General features: G+C 63.6%; 15 protein-coding genes. 8 read left to right on the forward strand and 7 right to left on the reverse strand.

Annotated elements, in window-relative coordinates; translation table 11 throughout:
- Window positions 1–33: 33 nt before the first annotated feature.
- The 5 genes from R1T40_RS02815 to R1T40_RS02835 form a co-directional block, all read right to left on the reverse strand.
- The gene (locus R1T40_RS02815; RefSeq protein WP_317385788.1) at window positions 34–1,029 is read right to left on the reverse strand and encodes a phosphoadenosine phosphosulfate reductase; all 996 of its coding nucleotides are present in this window, start codon (window positions 1,027–1,029) and stop codon (window positions 34–36) included.
- Window positions 1,030–1,155: 126 nt separating this feature from the next.
- On the reverse strand, window positions 1,156–2,253 hold the full coding sequence (locus tag R1T40_RS02820; RefSeq protein ID WP_317386932.1) for a glycosyltransferase family 2 protein: 1,098 nt from the start codon (window positions 2,251–2,253) through the stop codon (window positions 1,156–1,158).
- A gap of 2 nt (window positions 2,254–2,255) precedes the next feature.
- Window positions 2,256–4,619, reverse strand: a complete 2,364-nt coding sequence (locus R1T40_RS02825; protein WP_317385789.1) for a glycosyltransferase family 2 protein — start codon at window positions 4,617–4,619, stop codon at window positions 2,256–2,258.
- Window positions 4,619–5,287 carry a sulfotransferase gene (locus R1T40_RS02830; protein WP_317385790.1) on the reverse strand — a complete coding sequence of 223 codons (669 nt, stop codon included), beginning with the start codon at window positions 5,285–5,287 and terminating at the stop codon, window positions 4,619–4,621. The genes R1T40_RS02825 and R1T40_RS02830 overlap by 1 nt, the downstream gene beginning before the upstream one ends.
- On the reverse strand, window positions 5,287–6,315 hold the full coding sequence (locus R1T40_RS02835) for a glycosyltransferase family 2 protein (RefSeq protein WP_317385791.1): 1,029 nt from the start codon (window positions 6,313–6,315) through the stop codon (window positions 5,287–5,289). Before R1T40_RS02835 ends, R1T40_RS02830 begins: the two co-directional genes overlap by 1 nt.
- Before the next feature lie 187 nt (window positions 6,316–6,502).
- Here R1T40_RS02835 and R1T40_RS02840 point away from each other — a divergent pair, with 187 nt between their 5' ends.
- From R1T40_RS02840 to R1T40_RS02870, 7 genes are all read left to right on the forward strand, one after another.
- The gene (locus R1T40_RS02840; RefSeq protein WP_317385792.1) at window positions 6,503–7,420 is read left to right on the forward strand and encodes an AAA family ATPase; all 918 of its coding nucleotides are present in this window, start codon (window positions 6,503–6,505) and stop codon (window positions 7,418–7,420) included.
- 63 nt (window positions 7,421–7,483) lie between these two features.
- A complete protein-coding gene (locus R1T40_RS02845; protein WP_317385793.1) occupies window positions 7,484–8,752 on the forward strand; it encodes a vWA domain-containing protein in 1,269 nt (422 codons plus the stop codon).
- Window positions 8,753–8,893: 141 nt separating this feature from the next.
- Complete coding sequence (locus tag R1T40_RS02850; RefSeq protein WP_317385794.1) at window positions 8,894–9,895, forward strand: XdhC family protein; 1,002 nt, start codon at window positions 8,894–8,896, stop codon at window positions 9,893–9,895.
- Complete coding sequence (locus R1T40_RS02855) at window positions 9,892–10,890, forward strand: molybdopterin-binding protein (RefSeq protein WP_317385795.1); 999 nt, start codon at window positions 9,892–9,894, stop codon at window positions 10,888–10,890. Before R1T40_RS02850 ends, R1T40_RS02855 begins: the two co-directional genes overlap by 4 nt.
- A gap of 205 nt (window positions 10,891–11,095) precedes the next feature.
- On the forward strand, window positions 11,096–11,581 hold the full coding sequence (locus R1T40_RS02860) for a (2Fe-2S)-binding protein (RefSeq protein ID WP_106163435.1): 486 nt from the start codon (window positions 11,096–11,098) through the stop codon (window positions 11,579–11,581).
- A gap of 151 nt (window positions 11,582–11,732) precedes the next feature.
- Window positions 11,733–14,111 carry a xanthine dehydrogenase family protein molybdopterin-binding subunit gene (locus R1T40_RS02865; RefSeq protein ID WP_317385796.1) on the forward strand — a complete coding sequence of 793 codons (2,379 nt, stop codon included), beginning with the start codon at window positions 11,733–11,735 and terminating at the stop codon, window positions 14,109–14,111.
- A gap of 94 nt (window positions 14,112–14,205) precedes the next feature.
- Window positions 14,206–14,991, forward strand: coding sequence for an FAD binding domain-containing protein (locus R1T40_RS02870; protein WP_317385797.1), 786 nt, complete (start codon window positions 14,206–14,208; stop codon window positions 14,989–14,991).
- Window positions 14,992–15,079: 88 nt separating this feature from the next.
- Here the strand turns inward: R1T40_RS02870 and R1T40_RS02875 are convergent, their stop codons facing one another.
- Together R1T40_RS02875 and infC are read right to left on the reverse strand one after the other, a co-directional pair.
- Entirely contained in the window at window positions 15,080–15,718 is a 639-nt protein-coding gene (locus tag R1T40_RS02875) for a methyl-accepting chemotaxis protein (protein WP_317385798.1), read from the reverse strand.
- A gap of 220 nt (window positions 15,719–15,938) precedes the next feature.
- Complete coding sequence (infC, locus tag R1T40_RS02880) at window positions 15,939–16,496, reverse strand: translation initiation factor IF-3 (protein WP_317386933.1); 558 nt, start codon at window positions 16,494–16,496, stop codon at window positions 15,939–15,941.
- A 239-nt stretch (window positions 16,497–16,735) separates the two neighbouring features.
- On the opposite strand from infC, the gene R1T40_RS02885 reads away from it, so the two are divergent.
- Window positions 16,736–17,566, forward strand: a complete 831-nt coding sequence (locus R1T40_RS02885) for a hypothetical protein (protein WP_317385799.1) — start codon at window positions 16,736–16,738, stop codon at window positions 17,564–17,566.
- The last annotated feature ends 44 nt before the right edge of the window (window positions 17,567–17,610 follow it).

The raw sequence follows: 17,610 nt of genomic DNA on the forward strand, positions 1-17,610 counted from the left end.
GTTAGCACAGCGCCATGAGCTTGGGAAGGCGGGTTAATGCCCGCTGTCGGTCTGGGACTTGTCCTGAGGCAGTACCGTGCCGGGGGGCAGGCGGAACTCGCCCTCCGCGCCGCGGCGTTCCAGATCGCGCAGGCGGCGGCGAAAGCGCGGCATCCGGCGGCGATCATTGACGTTTCGACACAGAAGCACGTTCAGATAGGGGCGTTCGAGGTAGTCGAGCCGGTTCAGCACATTGCGCAGATAGACATTATTGTCGCGCCGCGCGCGTGCCAGCCGGTGGAAGGACTGGGCCGTCAGACGTCCGCTGCCCGCCAGGGACATGATCCGATAGAGGATCTCCATCTCGATCAGCCGGGTCTGGATCGCATCACCCATGCAGGGCATGCGCAGGCGGGTCACGTTGGGACGGGCAAACAATGCGGCATGCATCGCGTCCAGTGACTGATAGGGGTCAAAGAGCACAAAGGCCTGATCGGCGGCATCCAGCATATCCGGGGCATAGCCGTAACGGTCCGTGAAGGAGGTGCGGCGCATCTCGACAAAGCGGTCGTCCCATTCGGTCATGCGCGGGTCCAGCGTGGCCTGCGGCTGAATGGCCACCACCGTGGCACCGGGGGCGGCAACGGAAAACGCCGCCGCCGCGTAGCCGCAAGGGCCCGCGCCGTAGAAGACCACATTGTCGAATTCTTCAAAGAAACCATCGTCGATCAATTGATCGAAGAAGCCATAGATGCGGGCTTCGCGGAACCAGGTGTCACCATCGGATATCAGGCACAGATGGGACCAACCCAAATTCTTGACCAGATCAAAACCAAGCGGCTGCGCGGTCTCGGAGAAGCTCTCGATGCCCTGACGGCTCTCGAACGTCACCAGCAGGGTGTTGCCCTGATCAATGAACGTGGCAAAATGGCGATCCCCAAGCGGCTGATACATGCCGTTTTCCTCGGCCATCTCCGCCAGACGCGCCTGCCATTCGGCTGGCTTCAACCCGGAGAGGTCTTGCTCGAGGATATCTGTGTCGTCTTGCATACGCGCCACCTGCCACCCGTTTGTCGGCTTTGTTCACCGACAGAAGTAGGCGCAGATTGAGGCTAAATTTAGAAAAAGCTTGGCCCAATTGTCGACGATTGTTGCCACGCCGGGGGTAAATGATGCTCAGCTGTCGTCCTTGGGGGGAGATTTTCCGCTGTCATTGCTGCCGCCCGCCTGTGCTGCGCGTCGTCCCAACATGGCAAACCCTGCCAGCGTGCGTCCCGTGACCTGGTTGATGGGGCGCGACTGCGGCGTCATCATCAAGCGGCCAAACAGGGCGCGATAGGGTTCCGCGCGCATCAGCTCCATGAAGCGGTCCTTACGCCATTGCACCGCGCGCTCTTGCAGCTTTGACAGTGTTGCGTCCTCCAGGAACATCTCCAGGATGGCGTCGCGGGCCGGGCGGTATCGGCTGATCGAGGTGTCTTCTTCGGTGTTGAAGTTGCGTTCCACCCAGTAGTCGATATCCAGCATATCATCCGAGTGGACCGCGCGACCGCGATCCGCCTTGAGCACATAGCTCTCCATCGCGCCAAGCGGATAGTGGTTGAGCTGCGCCAGCCGGTAATTGTCCTGACCGTAGTTGGAAAACACCCGTTTGGTTTTGAAATCCCCCATCAACTCCCGTCCGACGCAGTCGAACCAGCGATAGTGGTCCAGCGCGTCGTCGTCCTTTACGCTGCGGGGGCGATGGATGCCGATCTTGCGGTAAACGCCGGAGTTGCGAAACAGGGTCTTGAACATCGACGCGCGCCACGGCCAGTGCATCACCGCAGGGGCGGCGCGGGTAAAGCGGTCGGTGACGCGCTCGCCCTGATAGCGGACCTGATCCGCATTGCCGAACAGCCGCCAGGTGAGCGTGATCGCGTCGGCCTGCGGCAGCGCCTCCAACAGATCGCTGATCTGGCCCTTGCCCGCGTGGATGTTGACGAACTCGTCGATATCCAGCGCCATGATCCAGTCGGCTCGTTTGGTCAGCCGGTGCTTGTCGGCACGTTTCATGGCGGTGAATTGGATACCGCCCTTGTCAAAGGGGCCGGTGTTTTCCACATGCGCGAGGTGGCCCAGCTCGTCCAACCGATCCAGCATCGCCACGGTCTGATCGTCGCAATCGTTGGATAAGACGAGGAAATCCGTAAACCCCACCGCCTTGTGATGCGCCAGCCATTCCAGCAGATAGGCAGCCTCGTTGCGGACGGTCAAAACAGCCAGCGTGCGCATCATCAGCTCTCCAGATCCAGCGAGAGCGCCCAGGCCACGCGTTCGGTTGCGGTGATGTCGATCTCCAGCGCCTGACGATAAAGCTCTTCGAACTCCGGCACCTGATGCAGGTCTGCGGCTTTTGCGCGGTGCCAGGCCAACCCGGCCTCATGCAGATCGCGCAGGGTCTTGTCCTCCAGCAGCCGCGCCAGTTCCGCCTGCATCCTCGGCAGGTTGCGCTGAATGGTGATATCGCGGTGGTCGTTCCAGTCCATGCGGATCCAGTAGTTGAGCCCGATCGAGCGATCCACATGCAGCGCCCGGCCGCGCTGGCGTTTGACCAGGAAACTCTCGGCCGAGCGCAGCGCATAGTGGTTCAGTTGCAGCAGGTCATAGCCGATGGATTTCTTGGAGCTGCGCCAGCCGTTGTCCGCCACCTCTTGCGTCATGTCCTGACCGGAGCCATTGACCCATTTCACCTGCGCGCGCTTGTCCTCTTCCAGCTTGTTGGGCCGGTGACAGGAGATTTTCTTATAGGCGCCAATGGGTTTGAACATTGTCTTGAAGCCCCAGACCGTATGCGGCTTGGGGCAGAACTTCGGTGCGCAATGATCGAACTGCGCGATCACCGGACGGTCATTGAGGGTGGTGACGCCATTGTGGCCGAACAACCGCCACGTCATCGCGACATTGGTGGCGTCCGGTACATGGTCAAAGAAATCCGCCAATGTGCCATTGCCGCAGCGCACGTTCATGAACTCATCCACATCGATATGGATCACCCAGTCCGCCTGTTTGATGACCGGCTCTTTCAGCGATTGGTTGAGCGCATATTGCTGGGGGGAGTTGCCCTTCCAGTTGTCGTTGTTGCGGTGCTGCAGGATGCCAAGCGCCTGCAGGCGGTCCAGCAGCTCCGAGGTGCCGTCGCTGCAGCCGTTGGTGTAGATCAGGAAATGATCCACCCCAATCATGCGGTGGTAGGCCACCCATTCGAGGATATAGGGCGCCTCATCCTTCATGCAGCCAACGATGACATTGCCGCTCTGCCCTTTTGGGAGTTTGCGCGGGGCCACCTCCGTATAGGGGGGCATTTGAGCCGTCTCGTCCACCTGACCAAAGCGATCATGCGGTTTGAACGAAGAGCCCTGCAACATTGCGAAGTTCTTCAGTGCCAGTGGGGGCAACAACCGGCGCGCCTTGGCCGAGGGGGCGGCACCCGCTGCGCTGTCCTGCGCCGCGCGAGCGCTCTGGTGCGCCAGAAGATCACCCTCGCGTGCGGCGCGTTCCTCTGCTGTTGCCTTCTCGATCCGGTGCAGGAAGGCCAGCAGGTATTGCGAGGCGCGAAATCCCATTTGCGGGTCGGCTTCCACCCAATCCTCGGTCGAGGCGGCGACCTCGAACACCTCTGGCGACAGGCCCGGATGGGCGGCGCAGAGCCGCGCATTGTCCGCCGCAAAAAACCGCGTCACTGCGCCCAGTCGCGCAGGATCGATGGGCGGGCCGTCCACATGCAGGTCCTGGATCATTTGCCGCCACAGCTTGCGCGGCAGGATGTGATTGCCCTGCGCCAGCAGTTTCAGCAGCAATGCGTTGAACTGTCGCCCGCGCGTCAGCCAGGCGGCAGAGATCGGCGGCGATGGTTTCGCCGGGGCTGCGCGGCCAATCTGCCCTTCGATGTCAAAGGCGGCGCAGATCTCGTCCGTCACCTCGGCACTGTCGAACAGCGCCGCGTCATAGCTGCGAAAGGCCACGGAGCCGGGGCCAAAGACCTCTTCCCAGACCGTCTGCAACGCCTGATAATCCAGCCAGTAGGGCGCGCCCTGGGTTTCCTCGAACTGGCCGGCCTGCGGGTCCACTGGCGGCAGCGTGTCCAGTGCCGCCGCCCACCAGCTGTCTTCCCGCGTCAGTTCCACTTCGCGCGCCAGACCGTTTGCGCGGCCCTCCTGAACCTGCTCGGCAAAGACCTCGGGCAACAGGCGCGCCTGTGCCTCCAGATGCGCAACAATGCGAATGTCGTCCGACAGCGGCGCGAGCAACGCCTTCAACCGCGCCAGTTCGCTCGGGCGCGACAGCTGCGTGCCAAGCTGATAGGCACTCAGGATCAGCGTATGCGGGGCGTGCTTTGCCACATCCGCGCGCAGGGTCTCCATCAGCCCCTCGCGCAGTTCGGCCTGTTTGGCCGCCCCGATAAAGCCCCGGTTGTAGCGCAGCGGATCCACGTGATCCGGATCGGTGACGGCCATGAAAAGGCGGGTGTGGTTCTTTGGGCCTGCAGCACGTGGCACCATCACGCCCCGGCTCATCAAGAGGTCGCGCTTGTCGGCCAGAACCGCCTGCAACCGTTCACTGGCCGCTCTGTGAACACCGATATGCAAGTAGATCCGCATCAGTCCGCGTCTTTCTGTTCTGTCGGTTCCGCACCCGTTTCCGGCGTGTCACGGTCTTCGGGATTGATGTTGGACTGCCCCCACCACGGCAGGTCGCAGCCCAGAAATCGTTCCAGCTTAGATCGCGCATCAGGCGCCGCCACATCAAGCTCCAGATACAGCGGGTCCGTGCGGAACCAATGGGTCAGCGCCTCGTAATGGCCATCGATCCAGATCATTTGCTCGTCGACCTCATGGCCATAGCCCACGGGCAGACCCGGAACCGTCGACAACGGAATGCGCAGTTTGCCAAGGTTGTTCCAGCGCATGATGGACCGCGCCAACTCCTCGGTGGCGCGTCGGGTGGCGATGAAACACAGCTTGGGGTGCAGTTTGCGCAGCGCCAGCAACATGGCATGGTCACATTGCGGCCAGACCGAGGTGCCACCGTAGATAAAGCTCACTTCGGTCAGCGCATCATAGTCTTTCAGCAGGGCCAGCGGGTCGCCGTATTTATACAGCCCCTCATACATCAGCGCCCCGACAAAGACTCGGTCCGCGGGGTCATCCGGGGTCTCGCGTGCCTTGATGCGGTGATCGGCCACGGTATATCCGGCCCGGTCCAGCGCGTGTTTCAACGTGGTGGTGCCGGATTTGGGCAGGCCGAGGTTGATGATGCTCACGGCCACTACAGCAGCCCCAACCGTGTCAGCATGTCCTCTTCCTGCGGGGGCAGGACAGAGGCGCGTTGCAGCTGCGCCCGCATGGCCTGATAGGAGGGCCGGGTCAGCAACTCATCGCGTCGCGCCACGTGCCGTGCGACGCAGTCCGCATGCAGCCGTGCGATCTCGGGGTCGGCTTTCATCTCATCCAGCGCGGTGTGTAGCGCGGGCAGCATGCGCAGGATCGAGCGGTCCTCCCAAACGGGATCATTGCGCTCACGCCAATAGGTGTCGTCAAAGGCGCGGTTCTCGCGGTTCACATCGCCTCTGTCGTTCTTGACCAGATAGCTGTCGAGCGAGCGCAGCGCGTAATGGTTGAGTGTTGCCAATGCGCGCGCGCCCTTGGCCGGGAATTTGCGGATGCGCCGCGGATTGGCGGCGACCAGAAACCGGTGCTGCACCTGCCGCCCACCGCCATCACACCAGCGCGGGCGGGCATCCGCGGCGGTGTTCTTCTTCAGAAATGGGCGATGCGCGCCGTAGTACCCGAGCGGAAAGTCCTTGCGGGTCAGGGTTTTGACCTCGATCGCCGTCTCGCCGCACCAGATGTCTGGATTGTGGCAGCGGGTGAACTGTTCGATCACCGGACGGTCCTCAAAGGCCTCGATGCCGCCGCTGGCAAAGAACTGGAAGCTGAGCGATATGGCCTGCGGATCGTCACAGGCGTCGATCAGCGCCTGGATGCTGTGATCGCCCGCGTGAATGTTGAGGAACTCGTCCACATCCGCGATCCAAAGCCAGTCGGCGTTCTGAACCACGGGGCGATGGGCGCAGTCCTTCAGCGCCTCCATCTGATAGGCGCGCCCCTGTGCCGGGTTGGGCAGATGGGTGACACCGCCGCGCGCGGCCAGCGCGTCCAGCAGCGCATCGGTGCCGTCGGTGCAATCGTTGGAATAAAACAGGAAATCCGTCACGCCGATCAGGCGGTTGTAGGCGATCCATTCCAACAGGAACGGGCCTTCATTCTTGACGCAGGTCACCGCAGTGATGCGCATGTCGCTGTTCCTTCCCCTCGTCCACGCCGCCCGCGTGCCCGGATCTTCTGACGCGTCTGACTTGTTGCACCCGCCGGCGCGTGTCGTCAATCTCCGGCGACGGGGAACTGACGATCTGTTGCAGCCCCTCCGCTTGACGCGCCGCCGCCGGCATGGCCTCTTGGTCGCAAGCAACGGGAGGGGCGACATGACGGAGCAGGGCGGATTTCACTCCATCGACGCGGTGCAGGCACAGCTCGCCGAGGCGGGCTATGTCTGTGGTCGGGCGCTGGCGACGGTGGTGTTCCTGTCTGCGCGGCTGGGCCGGCCACTGTTTCTGGAAGGAGAAGCCGGGGTTGGCAAGACCGAGATCGCCAAGGCTCTGGCCACCGTTACCGACCGCCCCCTGATCCGGCTGCAATGCTACGAAGGGCTGGATGCCGCCAGCGCCGTCTATGAATGGAACTTCGCGGCACAAATGGTGGCGATCCGTACTGCCGAGGCCACCGGCAGCGCCGATCGTCAGGCGCTGCAGGCGGAGCTGTTCTCCGAGGAGTATCTGATCGCCCGCCCGCTGCTGCAGGCGATGCAGCCCGATACGCGCGGCGCGCCGATTTTGCTGATCGACGAGTTGGACCGCACGGATGAACCCTTCGAGGCCTTCCTGCTGGAGGCGCTCTCGGATTTTCAGGTCACCATCCCGGAGCTGGGCACCATCAAGGCACCAGAGCCGCCGACGGTGATCCTGACCTCCAACCGCACTCGCGAGGTGCATGACGCGCTGAAACGGCGCTGCCTCTATCATTGGGTGGACTATCCGGACTTCGACCGCGAACTGGAAATCCTGCACGCCCGCGTCCCGCAGGCCGCCGAGACCCTCAGCCGCGAAGTGGTGGCCTTTGTGCAGGCCCTGCGCACCGAGGATCTGTTCAAGAAACCGGGGGTGGCAGAGACCATCGACTGGGCCAACTGCCTGCTGGCGCTCGACGTGGTCACGCTCAGCCCCGAAGTCATCGCCGACACGCTGGGCGCGATCCTGAAGTATCAGGACGACATTGCAAAACTTCAGGGCTCCGAGGCCAAGCGCCTGCTCGACCAGGCCCGTGCCGCGTTGCCGGAGGGCTGACATGAGCCTTCATCTTTTTGAAAATACCTTGGGGGTGCGGGGGCAAGGCCCCCGTCGGGGCTGATGGCAGACTATGCCCCGCTTACACTGCCGGATCACCCGAAGCTGGTGGCCAATCTCACACATTTCGCCCGCGCCCTGCGCAAGGCGGGGCTGAAGGTCGGCACCGGTCGGGTGATGGGCGCGGTAGAAGCGGTGGCGGCGGCGGGCTTTACCTCGCGGCGGGATTTCTACTGGTGCCTGCATGCCTGTTTCGTGTCGCGCCCCGAAGAGCGCGTGGTATTTGCGCAGGTCTTCCGGCTCTATTGGCGCGACCCGCGCTATCTGGAACATATGATGGCGGCGATGCTGCCAGCGATCCGCGGCGTGCAGCAGGAGCGGGCTGCGAAACCGGCCGAGAAACGCGCTGCCGAGGCACTGCTGCAGGGGCAGCTGCCCGAGGGTCTGCCGGAGGAGTCGCAGGAGCAGGGCACCGAGATCGAAATCGACGCCTCCCTGACGCTGTCGGCTGAGGAACGGCTGAAGACGCTGGATTTCGAGCAGATGAGCACCGCGGAACTGGAACAGACCAAGCGCATGCTGGCCCGCCTCACCCTGCCGGTCAAGCCGATGAAAACGCGCCGCCATCTGCCGGCACCGCTGGGCGCGCGGGCGGATTGGCGGCGCACGATGCGTGGCGCCTGCCGCACTGGCGGCGAGCTGCACCGGATCGCTCTGACGCGCCCCGCGACACGATATCCGAACCTGGTGGTGCTTTGTGACATCTCCGGGTCGATGAGCCAGTACAGCCGTATGGTGCTGCAGTTCCTGCATGCTGTCGCCAATGCGCGCGGCGGCCGCAAGACACAGGGCTGGGCCAATGTGCATGGCTTTACCTTCGGCACCCGCCTCACCAATATCACCCGCCATCTGCGGCAACGCGACGTGGATGCGGCCCTCGCCGCCGCCGGGGCGGAAGCGCAGGACTGGGAGGGCGGCACCCGCATCGGTGATTGCCTGCATGGCTTCAACCGCGACTGGTCGCGCCGGGTGATGGGGCAGGGCGCGGTGGTTCTGCTGGTCACCGACGGGCTCGACCGCGCCGCGCCGGAGGATCTGAGCCGCGAGATGCAGCGCCTGCAGCGCTCCGCCCGCCACCTGATCTGGCTCAACCCGCTGATGCGCTGGGAGGGGTTTGCCCCCCGCGCGCAGGGCATCCGTGCTATGCTGCCGCATGTGGACAGCTTTCGCGCCGGCCACAACATCGCCTCGCTGGAGGCGCTGGCCGACGCGCTCTCCCGCCCCGAGGACAGCGGCGAGAAGGCGCGGCTGATGGCGATGCTGCAGGGCTGAGGTCTTGCGCGAGGCCGCTTTTCCGGGGTGCAGACCGCCCGATGCGGGGTGACAAAACACCAGCAAGTTGGCACGATTTGTTCTTGAATTTCAAACCGTCAGGCGCAAGCATGAGGGACAACAGGCACCGGGATTTTCACCATGACATCTGGCACCGCACAGGCCGACCTCACGATCTTTGACAATGCGCCGGAGCTGGCGCTGCAGTGGCACCGCGAGGGCGTCGGTGCGGTTTTGTGCACGGTGGTGCAGACCTGGGGCTCGGCGCCGCGGCGGACCGGCTCTCAGCTGGTGGTTGCCGGCGATGGCCGGATGGAGGGCTCAGTCTCCGGTGGCTGTGTCGAGGGCGCGGTGATCCTGGAGGCGCAGGCGGCGCTGGAGGCTGGCACCCACAAGCTTCTGGAATTTGGTGTCAGCGATGATGATGCCTTTGCCGTCGGGCTGGCCTGCGGTGGCACCATCAAGGTGCTGCTGGAACCGGTCGGCCATACGCTGAAGACAGAGGTGCTGGAGGCGCTGGTGCTGGCCCGCACCGAACGCCGCCCGCTGGCATATGAGGTGGATTTGACGAGCGGTCAGGGCCATCTGGTCAATATCGCCTCCTACCCCGACCGCATGCGCTTGGACCGCTCCGGTGTCGAGGAGGACGGCACTACATTTGTGGCGGTGCACAACCCGCCGCTGCGGCTGATTGTGGTGGGCGCCGTCCATATCGCCAAGGCGCTGCTGCCGATGGCCCGGATCGCGGGCTATGACCCGGTGCTGATCGAGCCGCGCGCTGCCTTTGGCTCTGCCGAACGCTTCCCGGGTGAGCGCATTCTTGACGATTGGCCGGATGAAGCGGTGGAGAAACTCGGGCTGGATGCCCGCACTGCGCTGGTGCTCTTGACCCATGACCCGAAACTGGATGACCCGGCGCTGATGGCGGCGCTGCGGGGGGAGTGCTTCTATATCGGCGCGCTGGGCTCCAAACGTACTCATGGCCAGCGCCATCAGCGGATGATCGCCGCAGGGTTCATGCAGGACGACATCGCCCGCATTCACGGCCCTGTCGGTCTCGACATCGGCGCGGCCAGCCCGGCGGAAATCGCGGTGTCGATCCTGGCCGAGATGACGGCTGTGCTGCGGGGCAAGGCGGAATGAAGTTCGGCCCGGTGCCGGTCGGGCAGGCCGAGGGCTGCCTGCTTGCCCATTCGCTGCAGGGGGCGGGGCGGCGCATCGCCAAGGGCACTACCCTGACGCCGGAGGACCTGCAGGAACTGCAGCAGGCCGGGCTGACCGAGGTCATCGTGGCCCGGCTCGACCCCGGCGACCTGCATGAGGATGACGCCGCGTTGCGACTCGCGCAGGCAATGGCACCGGATGCCGCGGCGCTGGGCCTGCGCATTTCGGGCGCCGGGGCGGGGCGGGTCAACCTCTATGCGCTTGCGCCCGGCGTTACCCGGGTTGCGGCGGCGCAGGTGGGGGCGATCAACAGTGTCGATCCGATGATCTCTGTCGCCACGGTGCCGGATTATCACCGGGTTGATGCGGCGGGCATGATCGCGACGATCAAGATTATTTCCTACGCCGTGCCGAAGGCAAAGCTGTTGGTGGCGCTGGCGCAGGCGGCCGGGGCGATACGGGTGGTTCTGCCGCACTATGGCTCGGCCACTTTGGTCGAGACCCGCGTCACCGAAGACATGCCGTCCGACAAGGGCCGCGCCGCCATGGCCGGGCGGCTGGACCGGATGGGGCTCTCCCTCAGTCCTCGCGTGGTGGTGCCGCATTGTGCGCCCGAGATCGCCACCGCCCTGCGTGCGGCCCCGGGGGAGGTGCTGTTTGTGCTCACCGGCTCTGCCACCTCGGATCCGGCGGATGTGGCGCCGGAGGCGGTGCGGCTGGCTGGCGGCACGGTCACGCGGTTCGGCATGCCGGTGGATCCGGGCAATCTGCTGTTCCTCGGCCAGTTGGGCAAAAAGCCGGTGATCGGCCTGCCGGGCTGTGCCCGATCACCAGCGCTCAACGGGGCCGATTGGGTGCTGGAACGAGTGGTCTGCGGCATTGACGTGACGTCGGCGGATATTGCCGCCATGGGGGTCGGCGGGCTGTTAAAGGAAATCCCGACCCGGCCGCGGCCGCGGCGGGATGGGGAGTAAACACCGAGGGCCGTGCCTGTCCTTGGGGAGGCGTGAAGCGCCTTCCCGGGGGAGCCAGGCGCTGTCCGGCCTTCCGGCCTGACGAAGTCTGCAAACTCCCCGATTTCTTCCGCCATGCCTTGCCGCATAAAATCCTCGCGCCACGTCCTGACCCGTGGTTAACTGACCTCAGCCAGACAAATGATTTCAAGCTAGGGAGGATTTTATGACGAAGGTCTCCATGACCGTGAACGGCACGCCCATGTCCGGGGATGTCGAAGGTCGCACGTTGCTGGTGTCGTTCCTGCGCGACCAGCAGGGGCTCACCGGCACCCACGTCGGTTGCGATACCAGCCAATGCGGCGCCTGCGTCGTGCATGTGGACGGCAAGGCGGTGAAAGCCTGCACCATGCTGGCGCTCGAGGCCGAGGGGGCAGAGGTCGCCACCATCGAAGGCCAGGCCGCCGCCGACGGCACGCTGAATGCAATCCAGGCGGCGTTTCAGGAACATCACGGGCTTCAATGCGGCTTCTGCACGCCGGGCATGGTGATGTCGGCCGCCGCGCTGCTGAAAGACAACCCAAAACCCTCCGAGGGCGAGATCCGCCACTACCTGGAGGGCAACCTTTGCCGCTGCACTGGCTACCACAATATCGTCAAGGCGATCATGGCGGCCTCCGGTCAGGATGTCTCTGCCATCGCGGCAGAGTAGCACCGGCGAAAACGCGTAACAGCCCGTCCCGGGATGGGCTGCAAGTACCCTGTGACATTCCGACGGACCGTTCGGTCAGGCGTTGATGGGAAGAGGAGCCCGGCTGCGCCGCCACATGACCCGGCCCGTATTTCTGGGAGGAGATTGGATTATGCCCAAGGATATCGACGCCAAGGAGAGCGGCATCGGCGCCGCCAGCAAACGGCGAGAGGACATCAGGTTCCTGTCCGGGACCGGCAATTACACCGACGACATCAACGTAAACGGTCAGGCCTACGTGCATTTCTTGCGCTCGGACGTGGCGCATGGGCGGATCACGTCCCTCGACACTGCGGCGGCGGCGGGGATGCCCGGCGTGCTGCGCGTCTTTACCGGTGCGGATTTCGAAACCGTCGGCGGGCTGCCCTGCGGCTGGCAGGTCACCGACCGCTTTGGCGAGGTGATGCAGGAACCGGCACACCCCGTTCTGGCACAGGGCAAGGTCCGCCATGTGGGCGACCCCATCGCTGCCGTGGTGGCCGCCACAGCCGAACAGGCGCGAGACGCTGCCGAGGCGATCGAGCTGGACATCGAAGACCTGCCCGCCGTGATCGACATGAAGGCGGCACTGGCCGAGGATGCGCCCAAGGTGCATGACGATCTGACCTCCAACCTTTGTTACGACTGGGGTTTTGTGGAGGAAAACAAGGAGGCGGTCGCCAAGGCCTTTGACGACGCCGCCCATGTCACCACGCTGGAGCTGGTCAACAACCGGCTGGTCGCCAACCCGATGGAGCCACGCGTGGCGGTGGGCGATTTCAACCGCGCCACCGGTGAGAGCACGCTTTATACCACCAGCCAGAACCCGCATGTGATCCGGCTCCTGATGGGGGCCTTTGTGCTCGGCATCCCGGAACACAAGCTGCGCGTGGTGGCACCCGATGTGGGCGGCGGATTTGGCTCCAAGATCTTTCACTACGCGGAAGAGGCATTCTGCACCTTTGCCGCCAAGGCGCTCAATCGTGCAGTGAAATGGACCTCCTCGCGGTCCGAGGCCTTCATGTCCGACGCCCATGGCCGCGATCATGTGACCAAAATCGAACTGGCGCTGGACGCGGACAACAATTTCACCGCGCTGCGCACCGACACTCATGCCAATATGGGCGCTTATCTGTCGACCTTTGCGCCCTCGGTGCCCACCTGGCTGCACGGCACGCTGATGGCGGGCAACTACAAGACGCCGCTGATCTACGTGAACGTCAAGGCGGTGTTCACCAATACGGTGCCGGTCGATGCCTATCGCGGCGCGGGGCGGCCCGAAGCGACCTATCAGCTGGAACGCGTCATCGACAAGGCGGCCCGAGAGCTGAACGTCGATCCCATCGCGCTCAGGCGGCAGAACTTCATCACCGAGTTTCCCTATGCCACCCCTGTGGCGGTGGAATATGACACCGGCGATTACGTTGCGACGATGGACAAGCTCGAAGAGATCGCCGACATCAAGGGCTTTGATGGGCGCAGAGCCGAGAGCGAGAAGGCCGGCAAGCTGCGCGGTCTGGGGGTGAACTGCTATATCGAGGCCTGCGGCATCGCGCCGTCGAACCTTGTGGGGCAGCTGGGCGCGCGGGCGGGCCTCTATGAGAGCGCCACGGTGCGGGTCAACGCCACCGGTGGCATCGTGGTGATGACCGGCAGTCACAGCCACGGCCAGGGGCATGAGACGTCTTTCCCGCAGGTGATCTCCGAGATGATCGGCATCCCCGAGGATATGGTGGAGATTGAACATGGCGACACCGCCAATACGCCGATGGGCATGGGCACATATGGCTCGCGCTCCCTCGCGGTGGGCGGCTCGGCGATGGTGAAGGCGACCGAGAAGATCATAAACAAGGCCAAGAAGATCGCCGCCCATCTGATGGAGGCTTCGGATGCGGATGTCGAGCTGAAGGACGGACAGTTCTCTATCGCCGGCACCGACAAATCCGTGGCCTGGGGCGATGTGACCCTGGCGGCCTATGTGCCGCATAACTATCCGCTGGAGGAGATCGAACCGGGGCTGGAGGAGACGGCGTTCTACGACCCGGCGAACTTCACCTATCCGGCGGGGGCCTATGCCTGCGAGGTGGAGGTCGATCCCGATACGGGGAAGGTGACCATCGAACGCTTTGCCGCCGCCGATGACTTTGGCAATGTGGTCAACCCGATGATCGTCGACGGTCAGGTGCATGGCGGTCTCGGACAGGGCATCGGTCAGGCGCTCTTGGAGGGCTGTGTCTATGATGAGGACGGACAGCTGCTGTCGGCGTCGTTCATGGATTACGCCATGCCACGCGCTGATGATGTGCCGTTCTATCAGGTCGATCATTCCTGCCAGACGCCCTGCACCCACAACCCGCTGGGGGTGAAGGGCTGTGGCGAAGCCGGGGCGATCGGCTCGCCGCCGGCAGTGGTCAATGCGGTGGTGGATGCGCTGCGCTCTGCCGGCAAGGATGTGACTCATATCGACATGCCGCTGACCCCCGCGCGGGTCTGGGCGGCCATGCAGGGCTGAAAGATGGGGCGAGGGGCGCTGCCCCTCGCGCTCCCCGAGGTATTTGGAAAAAGATGAAAGCCCCGCGCAGGGGAACTTTCGGAAAGGATGAGCGATGTATGAGTTTGAGTTTGCGCGACCAGCGAGCGTCGCCGAGGCCGTCAAGGCGCTGAGCGAAGAGGATGCGCATGCGCTGGGCGGCGGGCAGACCCTGATTCCGACGCTGAAACAACGGCTTGCGATGCCCTCCACCCTGGTGAGCCTGAGCGGCATTGACGAGATGAAAGGCATCCGCAGCGAAGGCGGACAGCTGGTCATTGGCGGCGCCATGACCCATGCCGACGTGGCAGAGGGCGCGGGGGCCTATCCGGCGTTGGCAGCGCTGGCGGGGCAGATCGGCGATCCGGCGGTTCGGAACCGCGGCACACTGGGCGGCTCGATCGCCAATAATGACCCGGCGGCTTGCTATCCGGCGGCGGTGCTGGGCTCTGGCGCCACCATCGTCACAAATGCCCGCGAGATTGCGGCAGATGACTATTTTCAGAGCATGTTCACCACCGCGCTGGAGGAGGGCGAGATTGTCACCGCTGTGAAGTTCCCGCAGCCTGAGGTGGCAAATTACCAGAAGTTCCTGCAACCGGCCTCGCGCTTTGCGCTGGTGGGCGTGTTTGTGGCGCGCTTTTCGGACGGCGTGCGGGTGGCCGTGACCGGCGCGTCGGAAGAGGGGGTGTTCCGCTGGGGCGCGGCCGAGGCAGCGCTGGCGACGGATTTTTCCGCCGATGCGATCAGCGGGCTGACGGTGGAGGCCGATGGCATGATAGGCGACATTCACGGCACCAAGGCCTATCGTGCCCATCTGGTGGGTGTCATGACCAAACGGGCCGTCGCGGCGGCCAGCTGATCCAGCGACAGGATGTAGACCACCAACAGCAAAAGGCGCCCAGGGCCACCTGTGGCGCCTTTGTCATGCGGTCTCTGAAATTGGACGGTCAGGCGCGCATGAAACCGGCGATTTCGGTCAGCAGGGACTGGGTGCGGTCGGCCAGGCCACGGATTTCCGTGGCGATGACCGCAAAGCCCTTGCCCTGATCCCCAATCCGCGCCGCCTCGATCGAGGCGTTGAAGGCGATCAGGCGGATATTGCGACCCACCGCTTCGGCGTTGCGGACTGCTTCGAGCATGTCGCCGGAGCGTTTGGCCTCGCGGCTGCGTTCGGCGTCGCCGAGATGCTGGACCAAATCCTCGAGGAACCGCGACACCGTTGGCTCCAGCTGCTCCAGACAGAGCTCTGCAACCTTTGGAATTGCGCCGATCCGGGACAATACCGTTCCGGAGCCGGAGGTCACCGCAGCGTGAAGCGGTTCCAGAACGCGGATGCAGGCCTGACGCTGGTCGTCCAATTCGGGAGGGAGCTGATGATTCGCCGCCTCCAGCTGGGCATCGAGCCCTTCCGACAGCATTCCAAAGGCGGTTTCGATGCGTGCGGTCGAGAGTTTCTGCGCCCGGCTGCTGCCCGAAGGTTCGTCGGCATCGGCGGGCTGATGCGATAGCGCCACCAGCGAGAGGGATGCGATGCGGCAGGGGCCGATGGCCATCAACGCGTTGCTCTGAATGTCAGTGAGGCTCATGCGGGTCCGTTCCTATGATGCACGGAGAGAGCCTATGCCATTCCTCTTAAGGCACTGCTAACGATGATCGGTAAGTTTGCGATGGCTCGACGATTTTCGCCTTCATGGAGCATCGCGACAGGGGCCAACGGCAGGCCAAGCGAGACGACGAAGCAAAAAGCCTCCCCGCAGTAATCTGGGGGAGGCTTTATACAGTCACCGGCGTGAAAAGGCCGGAGATTTATTTCGCGGGCAGCGGGCCGATCATCATGATCATCTGACGACCTTCCATCTTCGGCATGTTCTCGACCTTGCCGATTTCCTTGATGTCGCCGGCGACGCGGTGCAGCAGCTCACGACCAAGGTTCTGGTGAGCCATTTCACGACCACGGAACCGCAGGGTGATTTTGACCTTATCGCCATTTTCGAGGAATTTGAAGACGTTGCGCATCTTCACCTCATAGTCGTGGGTGTCCGTGTTGGGACGGAACTTGACCTCTTTGACCTCGATGATCTTCTGCTTCTTGCGCGCTTCGCTTTCGCGTTTCTGCTGTTCATACTTGAACTTGCCGTAGTCCATGATCTTGCAGACGGGCGGGGCGGCGTTGGGTGAAATCTCTACCAGATCCAGACCAGCCTCTTCAGCCATCTGCATCGCCTTGGCAGGATGCACAACACCAACGTTATCGCCATCTGCACCGATCAGGCGGATTTCGGAGGCGCGGATTTTGTCGTTGACGCGCGGGCCGGTATCACGTGTCGGCGGCGCGTTATGAGGTCTGCGAGCTATGGGTTCTATCCTTTGATAATTGCAGAAATTTGAGCCGGGAAACTAAAGGGTGTCTGGCGGTCTTGCAAGCCGGAAACACAGGGCTTTTCACGATTGGCGAGAGTTTTCACGCCAGTCCCGGTCACATTGGCAAAGCATGGCCGAGGGGAGCGTCTGTTGCGACTTCCCCCTTGTTGTAGGCGGCATTCCGTCAGAAGTACATGTGCAATCCGTCCCACATCGGGACGATAGCATCGAAGGACTTTGCCATGAAAATCGCAGGAGTGGGCGCCGCTGTTGGCCTCGTGGTTGTTGCCGGGGCCGTTTGGTATCTGAACCAGCCCGAGGAACCGGTTGTAACAGAAGCACCGACAGAGATTGCAAACGAAGCTGAGCCTGCCACCCCGGTGGAGACCGACAGCGCTGATGAGACCGATGCCACGGCCGAGGTCGAAGAGACGGCAGCCGAAGCGGAAGAAGCTGCCAACGCGGTGGCCGAACAAGCCTCTGACGCGGTTGAGAATGCAGCCGAGGCAGCATCTGAGGCAGCAGCCAACATCAGCGAGGGTGTCGCCGCCACAGCTGAGAGCGCACAGGAGCAGGCTGCCGACGCGGTAGAGGCCGTGCAGGACGGCACCGCAAGCGCCGTTGAGGCTGCACAGGACACCGCGTCTGACGCGGTAGAGGCTGTGCAGGATGGTGCCGCGAGTGCCGTTGAAACCGCACAGGACACCGCATCCGACGCGATCGAGGCCGTGAGCGAAGGGGCTGCTGATCTGGCGTCTGGCGCGCAGGATACCGCAGAGGACTCCGCCGCCGCAGTGCAGGAGACCCTTTCCCCGGACGCGGGCGATGCGCTTGTGGATGAGGGCACCGTGGAGGGTGATGTCGCTGCCGATGCGACTGTGGACGCCGAAACTCCGGCCGCTCTGCTGACCCCGGAAGGGTTCAACTACGACAAGGTTGTCGAGATGATCGACAGCTCCGAGCTGGACCCGCTGAAAAAGACTGCCGTAAAATCGGCGATCACCCAAGCGCGCGACAACCCGGATCTGCTGAAAGCGGCGCTGCAACAGGCGCGCTCTGCTCTGGGCTACTGATCCGCACGTCGGACGACAGCAAAATGAAAACGCCCTCGCGATAC

Source organism: Tritonibacter scottomollicae (assembly GCF_032924845.1).
In the GTDB taxonomy this organism is placed as follows: domain Bacteria; phylum Pseudomonadota; class Alphaproteobacteria; order Rhodobacterales; family Rhodobacteraceae; genus Epibacterium; species Epibacterium scottomollicae.